This window comes from Neobacillus sp. BP17, assembly GCF_059579525.1.
In genome coordinates, this window is the sequence record NZ_CM184198.1 from 2,851,312 (window position 1) to 2,868,743 (window position 17,432).

The window sequence follows — 17,432 nt, forward strand, 5'->3', positions numbered from 1 at the left end:
ATCATAAACATAGACATTAGGGTAAAACATAAAAATAGTACCCCAATGTATTGGTAGAGAGGGAGAGTCAATATTGTGAAATTAATAAAAAGAAAAGGGAATTTAGTTCGTTTGCATCCTGCCCAAATCCTTGTGATAGGTTTCGGATGTTTAATTCTATTGGGGACTTTACTGTTTATGTTACCGATTGCAACCTATGAAGAGGGACGGGGACTTAGTTTCATTGATGCTTTATTTGAGGCTACTTCAGCTGTTTGTGTGACAGGGCTGGCTGTGGTCGATACAGGAACAACCTTTACTTTATTTGGAGAAATCGTTCTTCTTTGTTTAGTCCAAATAGGCGGTTGGGGATTTATGACTACGGGTATCTTATTGTTTATTATCTTAGGGAAAAAAATTGGATTAAAAGAGCGCTTATTACTTCAGGATTCATTAAATGTGTTTTCTCTTTCGGGGGTAGTCAACTTAGTAAAACGGATCATCATCATTACCTTTATTGTCGAACTAATTGGTGCTATCACGTTAGCCATTCGCTGGTCCTTTGACATGCCGCTCCGGAAAGCCATTTACTATGGTATTTTTCATTCTATTTCAGCTTTTAATAATGCAGGGTTTGGTCTTGAATCAGACAACTTAAGTAAATGGGTGGGTGATCCGACGGTTAATATCATGATAACCCTTCTTTTCATCACGGGTGGAATTGGTTTTACCGTTATTCTCGATCTCTTTCATAAAAGATCCTTTCGCAAATTATCCCTTCATTCGAAAGTCGCCCTCTTTATGACACTATTACTGAACATCGTTGGGACATTCATCATTTTATTATCAGAATATAATAATTCTGGAACTATTGGGAAGCTGTCATTTGATGATAAGCTTTGGGCATCTTACTTTCAAGGCGTTGTAACACGGACTGCCGGTTTTAATACGATTGATATAGGAGCGATGAATCTTTCTTCCCTTGTTTTCATGATGGGCCTAATGTTTATTGGTGCATCCCCCGGGTCTACTGGTGGAGGTATCAAAGTAACAACCTTTGCTATTATTATTTTAGCTTTTTGGGCGGTGGTTACCAATCGGGATGAAGTGAACATTTTTAAACGAAGGCTTCCGTGGGAGCTTGTCAATAAATCATTATCGATTGTTGTGGCGGGAATGTTTTTTATCTTCCTCATTTTCTTCTTATTAACCTTTACCGAAAAAGCTGATATGAGCAAACTGCTGTTTGAAACCATTTCTGCCTTTGGAACAGTAGGTTTGTCCGCTAATTTTACACCCGACCTGTCGCCCTTCGGTAGAGTCTTGATTTCCATCATGATGTTTATTGGAAGGCTTGGACCTTTAACGATGGCTTTTGCACTTTTAAATACTCGTAAAGATGCAAAAGTTAGATATGCAGAAGAAAAGATCTTAATCGGCTAGAGTTTCATTTTTTAATTAGGGGGTGTTTAGTACTTATGGTAAAGCAAAGTTTTGTTGTAATTGGGTTAGGGAGATTTGGTACGAGTATCGCATCCAAGCTAATTGAAGCAGATCAGGAAGTAATGGGAATTGATATAAATGAAGAAAGAGTCGAAGAAGGTAAATTATTAGTTACCCATGCTGTTGTCCTTGATTCTACGGAAGAAGAATCACTGAAGGCGGTTGGAATTCGTAATTTTGATTATGTTATTGTTGCCATCGGCAATGATATGCAGGCAAGTATTTTAACAGTATTAATTTTAAAAGAAATGGGCGTGAAACAGGTGATTGCAAAAGCTCTGAATAAACGCCATGGACAAGTTTTAACAAAAGTAGGTGCAGATTGGGTTGTACATCCTGAAAGAGATATGGGAGAACGTGTAGCCCATCAACTTCTCTCACCCAATGTCCTGAACTATATAGAACTTTCAAAGGATTACAATATTGAAGAAATCATGCTGCCACCGTGTATGGCTAGAAAAACTTTACGTGAACTGGATTTACGTGCGAAATATAATGTGAATGTCATTGCCATTCTAAGTAATGAAAATTTAATCATTTCACCCTTTCCGGAACATCTTATTCAAAATGGGGATAAGGCAGTAGTCATTGGACACCGTGATGATCTAAATAAGTTGGCAAATCTTAAATAACCTTTCATTTTTACCGAAAAGACATCCATTGGTGGGATGTCTTTTTATGATCAGTTATTTATGTTGTCGTTTAAATCAATGGACAAATTTCCTTTGGTCCCTATCACAGCATACGAAATATCATTAACTGCAAGGTTTCTCTTTTTTAGTTCTCCCATTAACCATTTTTCATCGTAATTGGATTTGGTTAAGTTCTCAAATAATATTTTCCCATTATAAATCAACTCGACCGGTACCGTCTCAGAGGAGGATAATTGCTTTAAATCTTCTTTAGTGGTGGATAGGTATTGGCTTTTTTTTAAGACAGACAGTGAGCCATTTATTTCTAAAATCGCACATTCTACTTCTTCAATGTTGAAAATATCCTTGCCGCGTAATGCTTGTTGCAGAGAATCTAGCGAATAATGCATTCGTTCCATTGATTCTCCAAGAATTTCTCCATTTTGAATTAAGATTGCAGGCTCACCAGCGATCCATTTCCTTAAGCGTGGATTTCGTAAGGCCACTTGATTTAGAATAAAAACAACCGTACCCAGTAGGATCATCGCTATAATAAAATAAAGAAATCTAATTTTAATATTAAAGGCTAGATTTCCTGCTATTGTTCCCATCGTAATGGAAGCTATATAAAGGTGATACGTCTTATGGGCAATCGTTTGTTTACCGAGTACCAGGACAAATACCCATAATAATATAAATGAAGTAAACGTTCGAATAATAATCTCAACAGTTTCTGACATCAATTTTTCTCCCAATATAATCCAACAATTCTCATTTGATAGTATGTTCTTTGAACAGAGCGATTATTCTAACGTGAACCATTTTAAAAAAATTAATAGGTTTCTATATTTATAGCTACTTGAAAATGTAAAATATATGGTAAAATATGTGAATATTATAACGATTAAGGAGGTTAAAAGGTAATGGTGATCAATTACAATGGTCGGATATTTGTATCTGTTGAAAATACAGCAAACGGAGAGGTTTCTTCAAGTACCTCATTTGAATACAAACAAGAAGGAAATATACTTTCAGCTACATATGGCGGCGGAGAGATCGTAAAGGGGACGCTGATTGGAATAGTTCAGGAAAATGGCCATTTACAATTTAGATATAACCATGTGAACACAAAAAACGAAATTAGAGGCGGGAAGTGCTGCTCGATTCCAGAAACTCTTCCCGATGGAAGAATTAGATTACATGAAAAGTGGAAATGGACAGACGGTGAGCATACCGAGGGGGAATCTGTTATTGAAGAAGTGTTTAGATAAGGAGGATGATCGCATGGAAAAGCATAGAAAGTTAATTGAATCAATACGTTTGTATGGGTCAATTACGCTTGGTATATTAATGGCAATTCAATGGTTAAATATAATCGTTGGGATAGTTATCGTCATTGTATTGGCAATCATTGACCAAATTTTTATCAAACCAAAATTGAAGCCTGATAATATGAGGTGATTATTCGTGTCCATAAAAGGTATCAATCATTTCTTATTTTCCGTTTCGGATCTGGAGAAATCTATTGAGTTTTACAAGAATGTCTTTGATGCTAAGCTGTTGGTAAAAGGAAGAAGCACCGCCTATTTTGATCTAAATGGGATGTGGTTGGCTCTCAATGTGGAAAAAGATATCCCCCGAAATGAAATTCACCAATCCTACACACATATAGCATTTTCTATTGAGGAAGCAGAGTTTAATTGTATGGTTCAAAAACTAATAGATTTGAATGTTACTATCTTACCAGGTCGTGAAAGAGATGAAAAAGACAAGAAGTCTATCTACTTTACGGACCCAGACGGGCATAAGTTTGAGTTTCACACAGGTACTTTACAAGATCGCTTGGATTATTACAAACATGAAAAACCTCATATGGAGATTAACAGTTAGCTTTTTCAGCCCCAGCATTTGGAGGCTTTTTCTTTTTTGCGGACCTCCCCCTATTTTTTGCGTGTTTTCACCGCATTACCTACATTATAATGAATATATAGAATTTATCTGGAAATTCTTTCTTATTGAAAGGAGTAGGCAATGAGCACGGACTTAAAATTTATACGAAGCGCGCAACAATTACTGCAGAATCTGCCAGATGCGATGTATATCATTGGACTTGATAATAAAGTATTATGGGTAAACGATGCTTTTCAGAAATTCTTTGGTTCGGACCAAAAACAATGGGATGATAGTTTAACCAACTTAATCTTAAAAGAAAAGAAAGAGAATGAACCGTTTGTTGTGTATTGTCTTGATGGTTCCGCCATCTCTGTGAGACTGCAATTAAAACCTATTATTGAAAACGAATCAACTCCAATTGCTTATACGGGTATTTTACAAAAATCCACCATCGAACACCTCCTAGACGGAGATATAAGGTATAAAATTGTTGCCGATAACACATCGGATGTCATCGTACTCGTGGATCAAAGGACGATAGTTCGTTATGTATCACCATCCATTTATTCGATGATTGGGTACAAAGCGGATCAATACGAAGGAATGGACGCCTTTGACTTAATTCATCCTGAGGACAGGCAGCGAATTCGTGCCTTGCATTTTCAAGCAGTCCAAACCAAAACAGAAATTAAGATGGAATATCGTGCCATTCACGCCCAAGGATCACTGCTCCATGTTGAGACTAAGGTAAAACCTGTATTTGATAGTTTTGGAAATGTAAAATATGTAGTTGCCGTGATACGTGATATTACTGAACGAAAAAAGACTGAACAATTATTAGAAAATATTTTAGAGAGTGTAAATGCAGCGGTATGGTCAACGGATAAGGATTTTAGCTATTATACCTTTTGTTCGGAGAGTATCGAAAAAATATCGGGAATTCCTAGACATGAAATCATGAATAACCCAATTCGGCTTCATGACCATATCCACCCAGAGGACAATATGATGCTAATGGGGGAAGTAAAGAAGAACTTGGATAGGGGTCTACCTGTAAACAAAGTCATTCGTTATACCCATATTGAAAATGAAACTAGATGGGGAAGGCTGATCGTCCACCCGTTTTTGGACAATACAGGCGCAGTCGAACGTCTTGATGGGTTGATGTTGGATATTACGGAGAAAAAACGGTCGGAGTTAGCATTAGAAGAAAGTGAGCAAAGGTATAAGTCGTTATTTGAGAACAATTTGGATGGAGTTTTTTCCATTGATTTAAAGGCTAATTTTGTCAATGCTAATCGATCGTTTGAAAAAATTACAGGTATCAAAATAGACGAATTGCCAGATCGTTGTTTAATAGGGTTGATTTATGATGAAGATCACTTGGCTATCTATCAAGTTCTCTCGGAAGTCATTCAAACCCATGAATCAAGAGACATTGAATGCAGGATTGTACGCTATAGGCAACCGGATCCTCGCGTTGTTAATATTTCCTTTGTTCCGATCTTCCTTTATGGTGAATTAATGGGTGTACATGGGATGGTTAAGGATATAACTGAGCGTAAAAAAGAGGAATTAGAGCTAATCCAAAGTGAAGAAAGATATAAGACGCTTCAGCAAAGTATTAATCGTTTCTCCCATGATCTTGCGAACGTTATGAAAGTTTCTGAATTAGAAAATCGTTTAATTGATGAGGTTAAGAAAGTATTGGCAGTTACAAGTGCATCCATTGAAAAAGTTCCAAGAAATAAGGAAGCATCTCTAGGTAACCAAAAGGAAAAATGGGTAAAAATTGCCGAAAAGGATCAGCTTATCTATTTAAGGATTAGCACTGATCAAGCTTTGAAAAAAATAGAGGAAGAGTGGCTTGAAACGGCCGTTCATTATGTCACGATTTTATATGATAATCTTGGATTTATTGAAGATTTGATGAAACGCATTGAGGACATGGTAAGTATCAATGAGACCCCTAAATGGATGCTCCGGCTCTTGTTTAGACTTTCGGAAAAGGAACGGGCTTCTCTTTCCAGCGATTTGCATGATTCTGTATTGCAGGACCTTATTATTTGGTACCGTAAACTGGAATCATTACGCTCCACATCAAAGTTTAACGATGAGATTCAGGAAGAGCTAATGCAAATTGAAGAAGGACTGCTTGACGCCATTCATCAAATTCGCATTACCTGTAATGAACTTCGCCCGCCGTTTCTCATAAAAATGGGGCTGGTGGAATCTTTAAAGAGTCTGTTTTCGTATGCCCGCATGTTTTCTAATTATGAGATTGACTTCACTGCCATGGATTTAATCCATTCATTAAATGAGGATCAAATCCTCGGCTTGTATCGTATAGTTCAGGAGCTATTAAATAATGCCACCAAACATTCGAAAGCATCGAAAGTAACAATGAATTTGATCAGCAAACAGGATTATATTCATTTTTCTTATGGTGATAACGGGGTCGGGATCGATTTAACCTCCTTTGGCGGCTCGTTTAAACATATGGGTTTAGCTGGGATTGAGAATCGTGTCCTTAGTTTAGAGGGGAAAGTGGAGTTTCATTCTGCTCCTCAAGAGGGCTTTCATATGGATATTACCATTCCAACTATAACAACGCAAAAAGGTGATCACTATGGAAATATTATTGGTGGATGATCATAGATCCGTCGTCGAAGGAACAAAGATGCTCATTGAGTCAGAACCAGATATGAATGTTACGATTGAAACGGACGTTTATCTTGTCCCGGATTTGGTCCGTCTAAAAAGTTTTGACGTCATCTTGTTTGATTTATATATGCCTAATATCAATGGGGCTGATTTAGCACGAAAAGTGCTCGAAGATGTTCCTGACGCCATAATTCTCATATATTCGGGATTTGATATTGCACCACATTTTAATTTGCTGATGGATTCAGGCGTGTCTGGCTTTATTTCGAAAACATCGACCAGAGAACAGCTAGTTCAGGCAATCCGCAGCGCCGCGAGGAAAGAGGCGATTATTCCGATGCAACTTCTTAAGCAGCTTAGACGTCAGGAGATCATTGTGCAAGGGGATAGTGCCAATGAGAAAACAACGATTGGAAAAAAGGAAGAAACACTTCTGCGCGAGTTAGCCAAGGGACATAGTAATAAGGAAATTTCCAAGACCTTGCTAATCAGTCAGCGCTCATTGGAGTACAGTCTGACCGAACTTTTTCAAAAATTAAATGTCAACTCACGGGTGGAAGCTATTAAAAAAGCTAAAGGACTGGGGATTCTGCCGACGGAAGATTTATATTAGATGGAATGGGACCAGCGAATGCCGGTCCTTTTTTGTGTTATTAAACGGTGAGTTGGTTCGGTGAATCCGCAATAATTTGCGGTAAGTCCATGAATGTTTGCGGTTGGCAGTGTCTCCTTCTGAAATATGATGATTCCATACTAAATAAATGAAGGGGGATTATCATGAAGACAAAGGTCAGATATGTAGTTGCAGGTGTGTTATTGTGAATATTCATCTATTACAGTGGGGATTATTCTCGTTTATGATTGGGATGGTATTATCATTGCCGCTTTCAGCGGTATATTATCAAAAAAGTTCACCGATAACTAAAGTTTTCACGAATTCTAGAAAACTAAAATCAGCTCATATTGATTTTTTCATGCAAGGGTTTGCATTGGGTTTTGCTTTTCTATTAGAAGTGTCGTTGAAAACTGAGTTTTCCATTTACATTGTCATCCCATTGATTTATGGTTCGATTATGAACCCAACTATTTTGTTGTTAGAAGCCACACCTTTTATCCGTTCAAGTTACCGATTTGTTCATATTTTCCTTAGAGCTACGAGCCCGTTAGCCCTTCTATTTGCCTGGATTGCCATTGCTGTTTCGTTCTTGCCATTATATTTAAATATGTTGCTATTGATCATGAGCGTAGTTGGTAGTCTTGTAATAATGATCTATCTAATTAAAAGGGAAGCTCATAGCAGTAAAGACCTTAACATATAGAGTTAAGGTTTTTTTGTGCTTACTATGAGTATGGTTATCGCCAGTAATCAGGAGTTATCCGTCAGTAAACTCGGGCCAAGCACCACTAAATCTATGCCATCCGCCAGTTAAATTGACTCTCGCCAGTAAATATGGATTATCCGCCAGTAAACTGGATTCAACCGCCAGTAACATGGGTTATCCGCCAGTAAAGTGGACTCATCCGCCAGTAAAGTGGACTCATCCGCCAGTAAACTCGGGTTATGGGACATTAAAAAACCGTTATCGAGAGTATTGCATCCTATCCACGAGTAATCCCTTGATATCCGAGAGTATTTGCCCCTTATCCAAGAGTAAATACAAATTATCCGAGAGTAACCCCTTTTTAGCACAAAACACACCCACATGCGGGGCTCCCCCAAAAGTCTGCGGTTTTGATGGAATAGAAACACCGTACACTGAAATCATCCAAAACAAAAGAAAACCCCCATACGAAGTAACAACTAACAAAAAAATGATTCGGGAGGAAAGAAAAATGAAAAAGAAGAGTAAAAAGAAGTTTGTCATATGGACAATGATTGCGCTGATTGCTTCGGCTCTCTTTACTGGCTATTTATTTATGCCAAAAGGTGCGAGTGATCTTGAAGAAGAGAAAGCAGAAACAGGTGACATTATTACCTATTACTCCTTTTCAGGAACCGTCGAAGCAAAAAACAGGAAGACGATGATGAGTGATACTGCCATACAAATTAAAGAAATTGAAGTGGAAGTCGGGGAGGAAGTAGAAAAAGGCGATGTCTTGTTGACCACTAAGCAAGGGGACAAAATTAAGGCTGCACTTGACGGGGAGATATCCAAGATCCATGTCGAGAAAAACGCAGAAGTCATGTCTGGAGCACAGCTTGTCGATATTGTCGATTATTCCAAATTACAAACCAACGTAAAGGTCGATGAATATGACCTCAAATATCTCAAAGTGGATCAAAAAGTGAATGTTGCCATCAACGCGCTTGAAAAAGAAATAAAAGGAACCGTTTCTGCCATTTCCAAAGAAGCCATCAACGAGAATGGGGTCTCTTACTTTACCGCAACCATTGATCTTACGAAAGACCAAGCGATTAAGGTGGGCATGAGCACCGAAGCGAAAATAATGAAGCAATCTGCTAAGGGAGTCACAACCCTTTCCATGAAGGCCATTCAATTTGATAGTAAAAATAAACCTTATGTATTAATCCCAACCGAAAAAGGGATGGCAAAAAAGCAATTTATCCAAACCGGCATTAATGATGGTACGACGGTGGAAATTAAGGGCGGAGTGGACGCTGGTGAGGTTGTCCTCATTCCGAATCAAGAGAAAAACAATTCCGATGCAGCCATGATGCATGGAGGTAATGAATAATGAATGAGCAAATCCTCAAAATGGAGCATATAACCAAAACCTACTTTATGGGCGATGAAGATCAAGTGGTCTTAAATAACATCAATCTCACAGTTCATAGAGGTGATTTCGTTGCCATTTTAGGGCCCTCAGGTTCAGGGAAATCGACTCTGATGAACATGATTGGCTGTCTCGATTCACCCACCAGCGGTGACTATACATTATCGAATCAAAAAGTGGATGAACTTAATGAGTCACAACTGGCCGTAATTCGTAATCAGGAGGTTGGATTTGTGTTTCAGCAGTTCCAACTCCTTCCGAGACTTAGTGCAATCCAAAATGTTGAGCTTCCTCTGATCTATGCGAGGGTATCTGAAAAAGTCCGCAAACAAAGAGCCCGTGACATGCTGGTAAGGGTTGGGCTGGGTGATAAACTGCATCATCGCCCCAATCAGCTTTCAGGAGGACAGCAGCAGCGCGTAGCCATCGCGAGAGCAATGGTGACCGAACCGACTATTTTACTCGCTGACGAACCAACTGGAGCGCTCGATCAAAAAACCGGTCAGCAAATTATGGAGCTTTTTCATGAACTACACGAAGAAGGAAAAACCATTATTATGATTACACATGATATAGAAATTGCGAAAAATGCAAGTAGGATTGTACACATATTAGACGGAAATCTGAAGGAGGAGCATGTTCATGTTTAAGGAAAATCTTAAGATGTCTTGGATGAATCTTATTCATAACAAAATGCGATCCTTCCTCACGATGCTAGGGATTGTGATTGGTGTGGCCTCAATCATTGCGCTAATTACCATCGTAAAAGGCGCCATGAATGGGATGACCAGTGAGTTTTCATCCTTTGGTGCAGATAAAATCTCAGTTCAGGCCATCGGGACACCGCTCAAAAAAGGTTTACTAGATACGGATATTCAAAAACTGGCAGAAATTGAAGATGTTGCGGGAGTTTCACCAACTCTTACTGGAACCACAAATGTGGTCTATAACGGCAGCGAAAAAACAGATGTATTGGTTCAAGGCAAAAATGATGGGTATTTTTCCAAGACAAAAGACCTAGTTGAAACTGGCAGAGGATTAAATATATTAGATATCAATAGTGAAAACAAAGTATGTCTGATAGGTTCCGATATTGCTAACGAATTATTTTGGGGAGAGAATCCGATTGGGAAAAAGTTAATGATCGCCGGGGTTACTTATACGGTAGTCGGAACTTTACAGAAATCTAGCAGCTTCTCAGAAGGATCAACTAATGATGCTGTCATTATCCCTTATACCACCTCCATGAGTCTGCTAGGTACGGGCTACATTACAAGTGTTGATGTGTATATGAAGGATTCTAATGACTCTGAAAAAATAACCAATGATATTGAATCCGTATTAAATCAGGCATTTAACTACAAAGCTGACAGTTTTACTGTGATGAATATGGAAGATATGATTTCTTCGATTAAACAAGTAACAACGATGTTATCTCTGATGCTTGGTGGGATTGCGTCGATTTCACTAGTGGTTGGCGGCATCGGGATTATGAACATGATGTTAGTTTCTGTTACGGAACGGACAACGGAAATTGGGCTAAGAAAGGCACTCGGAGCCGAACCGAAACGGATCCAGCAGCAGTTTTTACTAGAAGCGGTTTTTATGTCACTTTTTGGGGGCACGATTGGCTTCCTGCTTGGTGTGTTCATCGCGTTCGTCGTTTGCCTGATTATTGGAGCAAGTTTCGCATTGTCAGCCTCGACCGTCATCTTGGCCCTGGGATTCTCGGCAGCAATCGGGATTATATTTGGTCTTGCTCCTGCAAGGAAAGCATCCAGGCTGAACCCGATTGATGCGTTGAGGAGTGTTTAATAAAGCAGCTTGTCAGAAAAATATATATAAGCGAGGTAATTAATTATGAAAAAGGTAGAATTAAATGTGATTGGGATGTCATGCGGGCATTGTGCAAAGGTTATAGAAGGCAGTGTCGGAAGCCTACCTGGTGTGGAAAAAGTGCTAGTCGATTTGAAAAATGGGAATGTAGCAATTGAATTTCAGTCCAATCTGGTGACCATGGAGCAAATTAAGCAAACAATCGATGAACAGGGATATGATATTGCATAACTGTGCAAAAACGTGCCATGATATTGGTACGTTTTTTATCACCTTGCAAAATAATTGCGGAAACACGAAAACATCTTGCGGTTTAAAAAAGAGGATAAATCGTAAAATGTAGATATAGAGAAAAAACTTTTTAGTTTATAAATACAGTACAGGGGTATTGTACTTGGCGATAGAAAGGAGTGATTGGCGATGAATCATAACGAAAAGGTCGAATTTGACTTGGTCGGAATGACTTGTGCTGCCTGTGCAGCAAGGATCGAGCGAGGGCTGGAAAAATTGGATGGTGTCAAAACAGTACATGTTAATTTAGCGCTGGAAACAGCCGTAATCGAATATAGCTCTTCTCAGCTTACCATAGAGGACATCGAAAAGAAGGTTGAACAGATTGGATATCAAGCCATCCCTAAACAAGGGGAGGAAATAGCGGAACTACGCGAAAAAGATTTGGAAAAAATGAAGGGACAGGTGATTTTTTCAATCATCCTCGCGACCCCGCTGTTATGGGCGATGGCTTCTGATTTTGAGTTTACCTATTTTATCAACCTTCCAGATTTTCTAATGAATACCTGGGTCCAATTGGCAATTGCCACACCGGTACAGTTTATCATCGGATGGCAATTTTACCAAGGCGCTTTTAAAGCCCTGCGCAATCGTAGTGCCAACATGGATGTATTAGTGGCACTAGGCACATCCACCGCTTATTTTTACAGTCTGTATCTTTCCATTCAGTCAATTGGACCGGAAACAAATATGTTTGACCGGTACTTTGAAACGAGTGCCATCTTGATCGCATTTATAGTGCTAGGAAAGCTTTTTGAAATAAAAGCAAAGGGAAAATCTTCTGATGCGATAAAGAAACTAATGGGATTACAAGCAAAAACAGCAAACATCATCCGAAATGGAATGGAACAGGAAATCGCATTAGAAGAGGTAAGGATAGGGGATATCGTCTTAATCCGCCCAGGTGAAAAAGTGCCCGTTGACGGTGTAATAATTGAAGGGCAATCGGCATTGGATGAAGCGATGCTGACGGGGGAAAGTATTCCGGTTGATAAAACGGTCGACGATCAAGTCATTGGAGCGACCATCAACAAGAATGGCTTTTTAAAGATAAGAGCACTGAAAGTGGGTAAGGAAACGGCGCTTGCTCAAATTATTAAAATCGTAAAAGAGGCTCAGGGATCTAAGGCTCCCATCCAACGTCATGCGGATAAAATATCAGCGATCTTTGTACCTATAGTTGTTGCGATTACTTTTCTCACTTTTGCCATTTGGTATTTCTGGATTAGTCCAGGGCAGCTAGCGGATTCCCTTGAAAAAATGATTGCTGTCCTGGTGATTGCGTGCCCTTGTGGTCTTGGTTTAGCCACCCCTACCTCGATTATGGCAGGTACTGGTCGTGCCGCTGAATTTGGGATTCTTTTTAAAGGCGGAGAACATTTAGAAATCACGCAAAAAATCAACACGGTATTGCTGGATAAGACCGGAACGGTTACGAAAGGTGAACCTGAGGTAACAGACATCCATGTTGAACCAGGCATAAACGAAGCGGAATTTCTTTTTCTGGCAGGTTCTGCAGAATTTCAATCGGAACACCCTTTAGCGGAGGCGATTGTTCGTGCGATAAAAGAAAAAGGAATCGAGCTTGGTGAAGTAAGTCATTTCGAAGCGATTCCGGGATTTGGGATTAAAGCAATCGTAAATGGCAAAGAAGTATTGGTCGGAACAAGAAAATTAATGAACTTGAACGATGTGGATTTTCAGGGAAAAATCAACCAAATGACATCATTCGAAAAGACCGGCAAAACAGCGATGCTTGTTGCGATTGATAGGGTATATGCAGGGATGATTGCTGTTGCCGATACCATCAAAGACACCTCAAAAGAAGCGATCCAGCGACTCAAGGATTTAGGACTTGATGTCATCATGATCACTGGTGATAACCAAAGGACGGCCGATGCCATTGCCAGGGAAGTTGGAATCGACAAGGTCATTGCGGAGGTATTGCCGGAAGGAAAGGCAGCTGAAGTGAAAAAGCTGCAGCAACAAGGAAAGAAGATCGCGATGGTGGGAGATGGAATTAACGATGCTCCAGCCCTTGCAACCGCGGACATCGGCATGGCGATTGGGACAGGAACAGATATAGCGGTAGAGGCAGCAGATATTGCACTCATCCGCGGAGATTTAAGAACAATCGCTGATGCGATCTTTATGAGCAAAAAGACGATGGAGAATATTAAACAAAATTTATTTTGGGCATTCGCTTACAATGCCGTAGGCGTTCCGTTTGCCGCTGCAGGATTTCTAGAACCTTGGATTGCAGGAACAGCAATGGCATTTAGCTCGGTATCGGTAGTGTTAAATGCTCTGCGTTTACAGCGAGTGAAACTAAATGAAGAAAAAAAATTCATGAATAAAGGAGTGACAGGTATGAGGAAATGGGCGATAGCAGGGATTCTTTATGTTACGATCGTCATTTTTGGATTCCAGGCTTATGATCAATGGATTGCCGAAGATCAAGGCACGTCTGCTCAGGCAGAAAGCAAAGGCGATAAAATGGAGATGGGTGAAAACAAAAGTAATCAAGAAATGGGCGGAGGTCATCAGGAGGAAGAAAAAGGAAGCACCCATGGGCATGAAATGGCTGCAGGAAATCATGACGGCAGCGAGGTAAATGCCTTTGTCCAAAATGATAAAAATAACCTAATAATCTTCTTAAAAGACAAGGCTGGTAACCCGATTGACGAGTTAGAAGTGAATCATGAGAAGGAACTACATCTAATCATCGTTGATGAACAACTGCAGAAATATTATCATGTGCACCCGGAACGAACTGGGAAAGGGGAATTTACGATAAAAAATACCCTTCCGGATGGTTTTTATAAAGCGTTTATCGATATTAAACCGACCGATTTCTCATATAAAGTAGAGGCGATTCCTTTTATCGTTGGCGATCCAAACATTACAAGTCATGGTCATGAACTAATTCCAGATACGAAGTTCAACAAAACAGTGGAAGGAGAAACGGTTTCCTTAAAGGTAAGTTCATTTAAGGCAGGTGAACCCGTAACGTTATCCTTTGATTTAGATCAAACCAATTTGACTCCTTATCTAGGTGCAATGGGGCATGTGGTAATTCTTGATGAATATGGGAAAGAGTTCCTTCATGTTCACCCATCCAATAACGAGGAACCCATTTTTGAAACATCTTTCGATAAGCCTGGCATCTATAAAATATGGGCAGAGTTTAAACAAAATGGTAAGGTAAGAGCGTTTCCATTTGTGATTGAGATAAAGAAATAAAACTCCGTGTCTGTTTACAAAAAAGGATGTTTTGAATTGTTTGTTAAGGTGAATGTTCAAATGGCCCATGTATTCTGACTTCATTTCGTGAAAAAACAAATCAATCATAAGAAGCGAAGCGTTTCTGCGCAAGACGGAAACGCTTCGCTGCCTATTGATAGTTATAAAAAGAATTAACGAAGTAAGAACCAATCGTACTAGCGGCTTAACCTACTACAAAATCAGGTTCATTTAGTCCCGAAACTAAGGCATCCCGTGCTTCTACTAAACCAAGTTTAATAAAAAAAAGCTGTCCATTGAGTTTTTCATCGTCAGCGCTTAATAACAGCGCTTGATCCACGTAGTTAATGGAATCTTCCGTCTTGTCCAATGCTAAGGAAATCCGATTGTCCGAAAGATTGATCAGGTGTTGATTATCTTGAACTTGGGCAACAACAGGGGCGACTGTAATGATGGGATCACTTGGAAAATACGTATCAAAGGGTAACCCTTTCATGGCAAGATACACCTCTGTTAAATGGTCGATGACATCTTGATAGTATTGAATTTTAATAGGGTTAGCCGGTAAGGGGAAATCGGACATTTCGAGGAAAAGGATTAAGGCATTGTCAGCATAACGGATGGCTTGTACCGTATATGCCAATGCAGTTCTTACATTTGTAATTAGGTGTGTGGACATTTTTTTCACTCCAAACTGATGAATTGTTCTAGTGTATGTTTGTAAAACAAGCCTGTAAAGGACATATCGGTAAATTTATTGAAATATGTGTTGTGGTGACTCCTATACCTCTATGAGAAGAAACAATATTTTATTAGAATAAGTTTGTAAATAATTGGGAAATATATTTTCAAATCATGTAAAGGACGAGTGAAATGGAACCAACCCCTATTATTCGATTAACTGCTCCAGAAATTTCTAGCCTATGGACACAATATATGTTTGATACAATGTCCATTTGCTTCCTAAAATACGCTTTAGAACATATAGAAGATCAAGACATTCGTGACATATATAAACAATCTCTTGAAATTGCCGAAGGCCATGTGGAACATGTGAAAAAGTTTTTAAAAGATGAAAAATTTCCAATTCCCCAGGGCTTTACCGATGAGGATGTAAACATCCAAGCCCCACGTCTGTTTCAAGATCCGTTTTATCTTTATTATATCTACATAATGATATTACAAGGGTTAACAGGATATGCTCTTGCTGTCAGCACTTCGATTCGGGCTGACCTCCGTCAATATAACATGTCATGTAATACTGAAACGATGCTGCTTTTTGAAAAAACCATCGATACGATGTTGACTAAGGGTATTTATTCGCGACCGCCAATTATTGCCCCAGCAGAAGCGGTGGATTTTGTGAAGCATCAAAGCTTTTTAACTGGATGGTTTGGGGACCGGCGTCCATTAACATCATTGGAAATTGGTGATATTACTTTTAATATGAACAAGATGCACCTGCATATCGCATTAAAGGTTGGTTTTAGCCAGGTAGCTGTTTCAGATAAGATCCGAAAATATATTAATAGGGGAACGGAGATTTCTACTAAACATATTGCTGCCTTTGAGAAGATTTTTCGTGAAGAAATGCTGAATTCTCCAGTCTCATGGCAATCATATGTAACCAGCTCGACCACATCCCCATTTTCTGATAAATGGATGATGTATCAAATTCAGCTCTCAACTCAAGCGGCTATAGCTTTTTATGGAGCAGCGTTAAGTGTTACAGCAAGAAGGGATCTCGGGGAAAAATATATTGCTCTAACGATTGAACTTTTGAGATATGCTGAAGATGGAGCGAATCTTATGATTGACAATGGCTGGTTAGAGGAACCGCCAAAAGCAAGTGACCGGCGAACCTTAACTAAGGGGAAAAAGGAAGGTATGGACAGTTAAAATCTTAGAAGAAACGATTAAACCAGGGTAATCCTGGTTTTTTTGCATTTGATATACAAATGATTCCCAATATTTCAAACTAAAGAAATGAATCTCTTTAATCAATGCATTTCTTATTGCTATCTAATACATTATGAATATAATAAGGATAGTTGGAGGATTGATAGTATGATCAAGATACGAAACGTTAAAATGGAAGATTTGACTCAGTTGCAGATCATCGAAAATCTATGTTTCTCAAAAGAAGAGGCAGCAACGACAGAGGCATTCAAAGAGAGAATCAAACGGATTCCGGATAGTTTCTTCGTTGCAGAAGTGGATGGCGAAATCGCAGGATTAGTAAATGGTCCTGTAATCGATTCAGTTTACATAACTGATAACTTATTTAGTATGATTAAGAATAATCCAGCAATAGGTGGTCATCAAAGTATTTTAGGATTAGCGGTCGCTCCTCAATTTCAAGGGCACGGCGTGGCAGCAGCCTTACTTGACCACCTTGAAAAAGAAGCTAGAAGAAAAAAACGAGAAACGATTACGCTGACGTGTAAGCAGGATCTATCAGCCTTCTATGAAAAGTATGGCTATCGTAACTGCGGAGTATCTGCTTCCCAACATGGGGGCGTCAGTTGGTACAATATGTGTAAAAAGATGGATTAATTCCATTAAATCGAAAATAGTGCCCAACCAACGATTCGGAGACACACTCTCGAATCTTTTTTTTATTCCCCGAAGAATCTTACTGCTAATAGATCATCC

Annotated in this window: 16 protein-coding genes and 2 pseudogenes; 16 read left to right on the top strand and 2 right to left on the bottom strand. The window is 39.2% G+C overall.

Features of this window, described 5'->3' with window-relative positions; genetic code table 11:
• Positions 1 to 72 precede the first annotated feature (72 nt).
• Both AC4QJR_RS13815 and AC4QJR_RS13820 read left to right on the top strand, forming a co-directional pair.
• Positions 73 to 1,422: a TrkH family potassium uptake protein gene (locus AC4QJR_RS13815; protein ID WP_496526680.1), complete on the top strand. Its 1,350-nt coding sequence runs from the start codon at positions 73 to 75 to the stop codon at positions 1,420 to 1,422.
• Positions 1,423 to 1,457: 35 nt separating this feature from the next.
• Positions 1,458 to 2,114, top strand: a complete 657-nt coding sequence (locus AC4QJR_RS13820) for a potassium channel family protein (RefSeq protein WP_496526571.1) — start codon at positions 1,458 to 1,460, stop codon at positions 2,112 to 2,114.
• 50 nt (positions 2,115 to 2,164) lie between these two features.
• Here AC4QJR_RS13820 and AC4QJR_RS13825 read toward each other — a convergent pair whose 3' ends face one another.
• Positions 2,165 to 2,854 carry a YetF domain-containing protein gene (locus tag AC4QJR_RS13825; protein WP_375375994.1) on the bottom strand — a complete coding sequence of 230 codons (690 nt, stop codon included), beginning with the start codon at positions 2,852 to 2,854 and terminating at the stop codon, positions 2,165 to 2,167.
• Between the two features lie 186 nt (positions 2,855 to 3,040).
• Here AC4QJR_RS13825 and AC4QJR_RS13830 point away from each other — a divergent pair, with 186 nt between their 5' ends.
• The 12 genes and pseudogenes from AC4QJR_RS13830 to AC4QJR_RS13885 form a co-directional block, all read left to right on the top strand.
• A complete protein-coding gene (locus tag AC4QJR_RS13830) occupies positions 3,041 to 3,385 on the top strand; it encodes an avidin-fold protein (RefSeq protein WP_180230142.1) in 345 nt (114 codons plus the stop codon).
• Between the two features lie 13 nt (positions 3,386 to 3,398).
• Positions 3,399 to 3,575 carry a hypothetical protein gene (locus AC4QJR_RS13835; protein ID WP_251459943.1) on the top strand — a complete coding sequence of 59 codons (177 nt, stop codon included), beginning with the start codon at positions 3,399 to 3,401 and terminating at the stop codon, positions 3,573 to 3,575.
• Between the two features lie 6 nt (positions 3,576 to 3,581).
• Positions 3,582 to 4,004, top strand: a complete 423-nt coding sequence (fosM, locus tag AC4QJR_RS13840; RefSeq protein WP_496526572.1) for a FosM family fosfomycin resistance protein — start codon at positions 3,582 to 3,584, stop codon at positions 4,002 to 4,004.
• 141 nt (positions 4,005 to 4,145) lie between these two features.
• Positions 4,146 to 6,659, top strand: coding sequence for a PAS domain-containing sensor histidine kinase (locus tag AC4QJR_RS13845; protein ID WP_496526573.1), 2,514 nt, complete (start codon positions 4,146 to 4,148; stop codon positions 6,657 to 6,659).
• A complete protein-coding gene (locus AC4QJR_RS13850) occupies positions 6,637 to 7,284 on the top strand; it encodes a response regulator transcription factor (RefSeq protein WP_496526574.1) in 648 nt (215 codons plus the stop codon). The genes AC4QJR_RS13845 and AC4QJR_RS13850 overlap by 23 nt, the downstream gene beginning before the upstream one ends.
• A gap of 205 nt (positions 7,285 to 7,489) precedes the next feature.
• Entirely contained in the window at positions 7,490 to 7,990 is a 501-nt protein-coding gene (locus AC4QJR_RS13855) for a hypothetical protein (RefSeq protein WP_496526575.1), read from the top strand.
• 514 nt (positions 7,991 to 8,504) lie between these two features.
• A complete protein-coding gene (locus tag AC4QJR_RS13860) occupies positions 8,505 to 9,368 on the top strand; it encodes an efflux RND transporter periplasmic adaptor subunit (protein WP_496526576.1) in 864 nt (287 codons plus the stop codon).
• A complete protein-coding gene (locus AC4QJR_RS13865; protein WP_098574652.1) occupies positions 9,368 to 10,057 on the top strand; it encodes an ABC transporter ATP-binding protein in 690 nt (229 codons plus the stop codon). The genes AC4QJR_RS13860 and AC4QJR_RS13865 overlap by 1 nt, the downstream gene beginning before the upstream one ends.
• On the top strand, positions 10,050 to 11,222 hold the full coding sequence (locus AC4QJR_RS13870; protein WP_496526577.1) for an ABC transporter permease: 1,173 nt from the start codon (positions 10,050 to 10,052) through the stop codon (positions 11,220 to 11,222). Before AC4QJR_RS13865 ends, AC4QJR_RS13870 begins: the two co-directional genes overlap by 8 nt.
• Positions 11,223 to 11,267: 45 nt before the next feature.
• Positions 11,268 to 11,474: a copper chaperone CopZ gene (copZ, locus tag AC4QJR_RS13875; RefSeq protein ID WP_496526578.1), complete on the top strand. Its 207-nt coding sequence runs from the start codon at positions 11,268 to 11,270 to the stop codon at positions 11,472 to 11,474.
• A 198-nt stretch (positions 11,475 to 11,672) separates the two neighbouring features.
• A pseudogene (locus tag AC4QJR_RS13880) lies at positions 11,673 to 13,865 on the top strand (heavy metal translocating P-type ATPase); the annotation flags it as partial.
• Positions 13,866 to 14,177: 312 nt separating this feature from the next.
• Positions 14,178 to 14,777, top strand: a pseudogene (locus AC4QJR_RS13885) (DUF8832 domain-containing protein); the annotation flags it as partial.
• 205 nt (positions 14,778 to 14,982) lie between these two features.
• Here the strand turns inward: AC4QJR_RS13885 and AC4QJR_RS13890 are convergent.
• On the bottom strand, positions 14,983 to 15,456 hold the full coding sequence (locus AC4QJR_RS13890; protein ID WP_496526579.1) for a hypothetical protein: 474 nt from the start codon (positions 15,454 to 15,456) through the stop codon (positions 14,983 to 14,985).
• A gap of 194 nt (positions 15,457 to 15,650) precedes the next feature.
• Between AC4QJR_RS13890 and AC4QJR_RS13895 the strand changes: the two genes are divergently transcribed.
• Together AC4QJR_RS13895 and AC4QJR_RS13900 are read left to right on the top strand one after the other, a co-directional pair.
• Positions 15,651 to 16,676: a DUF3231 family protein gene (locus tag AC4QJR_RS13895; protein WP_496526580.1), complete on the top strand. Its 1,026-nt coding sequence runs from the start codon at positions 15,651 to 15,653 to the stop codon at positions 16,674 to 16,676.
• A 168-nt stretch (positions 16,677 to 16,844) separates the two neighbouring features.
• The gene (locus AC4QJR_RS13900) at positions 16,845 to 17,333 is read left to right on the top strand and encodes a GNAT family N-acetyltransferase (RefSeq protein ID WP_496526581.1); all 489 of its coding nucleotides are present in this window, start codon (positions 16,845 to 16,847) and stop codon (positions 17,331 to 17,333) included.
• Positions 17,334 to 17,432: the final 99 nt, after the last annotated feature.

Bases quoted from the DNA above. Each gene is read 5' to 3' on its own strand.
- AC4QJR_RS13820 (WP_496526571.1), top strand. From the start codon at position 1,458: ATGGTAAAGCAAAGTTTTGTTGTAATTGGGTTAGGGAGATTTGGTACG.
- AC4QJR_RS13825 (WP_375375994.1), bottom strand. From the start codon at position 2,854: ATGTCAGAAACTGTTGAGATTATTATTCGAACGTTTACTTCATTTATA.
- AC4QJR_RS13835 (WP_251459943.1), top strand. From the start codon at position 3,399: ATGGAAAAGCATAGAAAGTTAATTGAATCAATACGTTTGTATGGGTCA.
- AC4QJR_RS13845 (WP_496526573.1), top strand. From the start codon at position 4,146: ATGAGCACGGACTTAAAATTTATACGAAGCGCGCAACAATTACTGCAG.
- AC4QJR_RS13850 (WP_496526574.1), top strand. From the start codon at position 6,637: ATGGAAATATTATTGGTGGATGATCATAGATCCGTCGTCGAAGGAACA.
- AC4QJR_RS13860 (WP_496526576.1), top strand. From the start codon at position 8,505: ATGAAAAAGAAGAGTAAAAAGAAGTTTGTCATATGGACAATGATTGCG.
- AC4QJR_RS13865 (WP_098574652.1), top strand. From the start codon at position 9,368: ATGAATGAGCAAATCCTCAAAATGGAGCATATAACCAAAACCTACTTT.
- AC4QJR_RS13870 (WP_496526577.1), top strand. From the start codon at position 10,050: ATGTTTAAGGAAAATCTTAAGATGTCTTGGATGAATCTTATTCATAAC.
- copZ (WP_496526578.1), top strand. From the start codon at position 11,268: ATGAAAAAGGTAGAATTAAATGTGATTGGGATGTCATGCGGGCATTGT.
- AC4QJR_RS13890 (WP_496526579.1), bottom strand. From the start codon at position 15,456: ATGTCCACACACCTAATTACAAATGTAAGAACTGCATTGGCATATACG.
- AC4QJR_RS13895 (WP_496526580.1), top strand. From the start codon at position 15,651: ATGGAACCAACCCCTATTATTCGATTAACTGCTCCAGAAATTTCTAGC.
- AC4QJR_RS13900 (WP_496526581.1), top strand. From the start codon at position 16,845: ATGATCAAGATACGAAACGTTAAAATGGAAGATTTGACTCAGTTGCAG.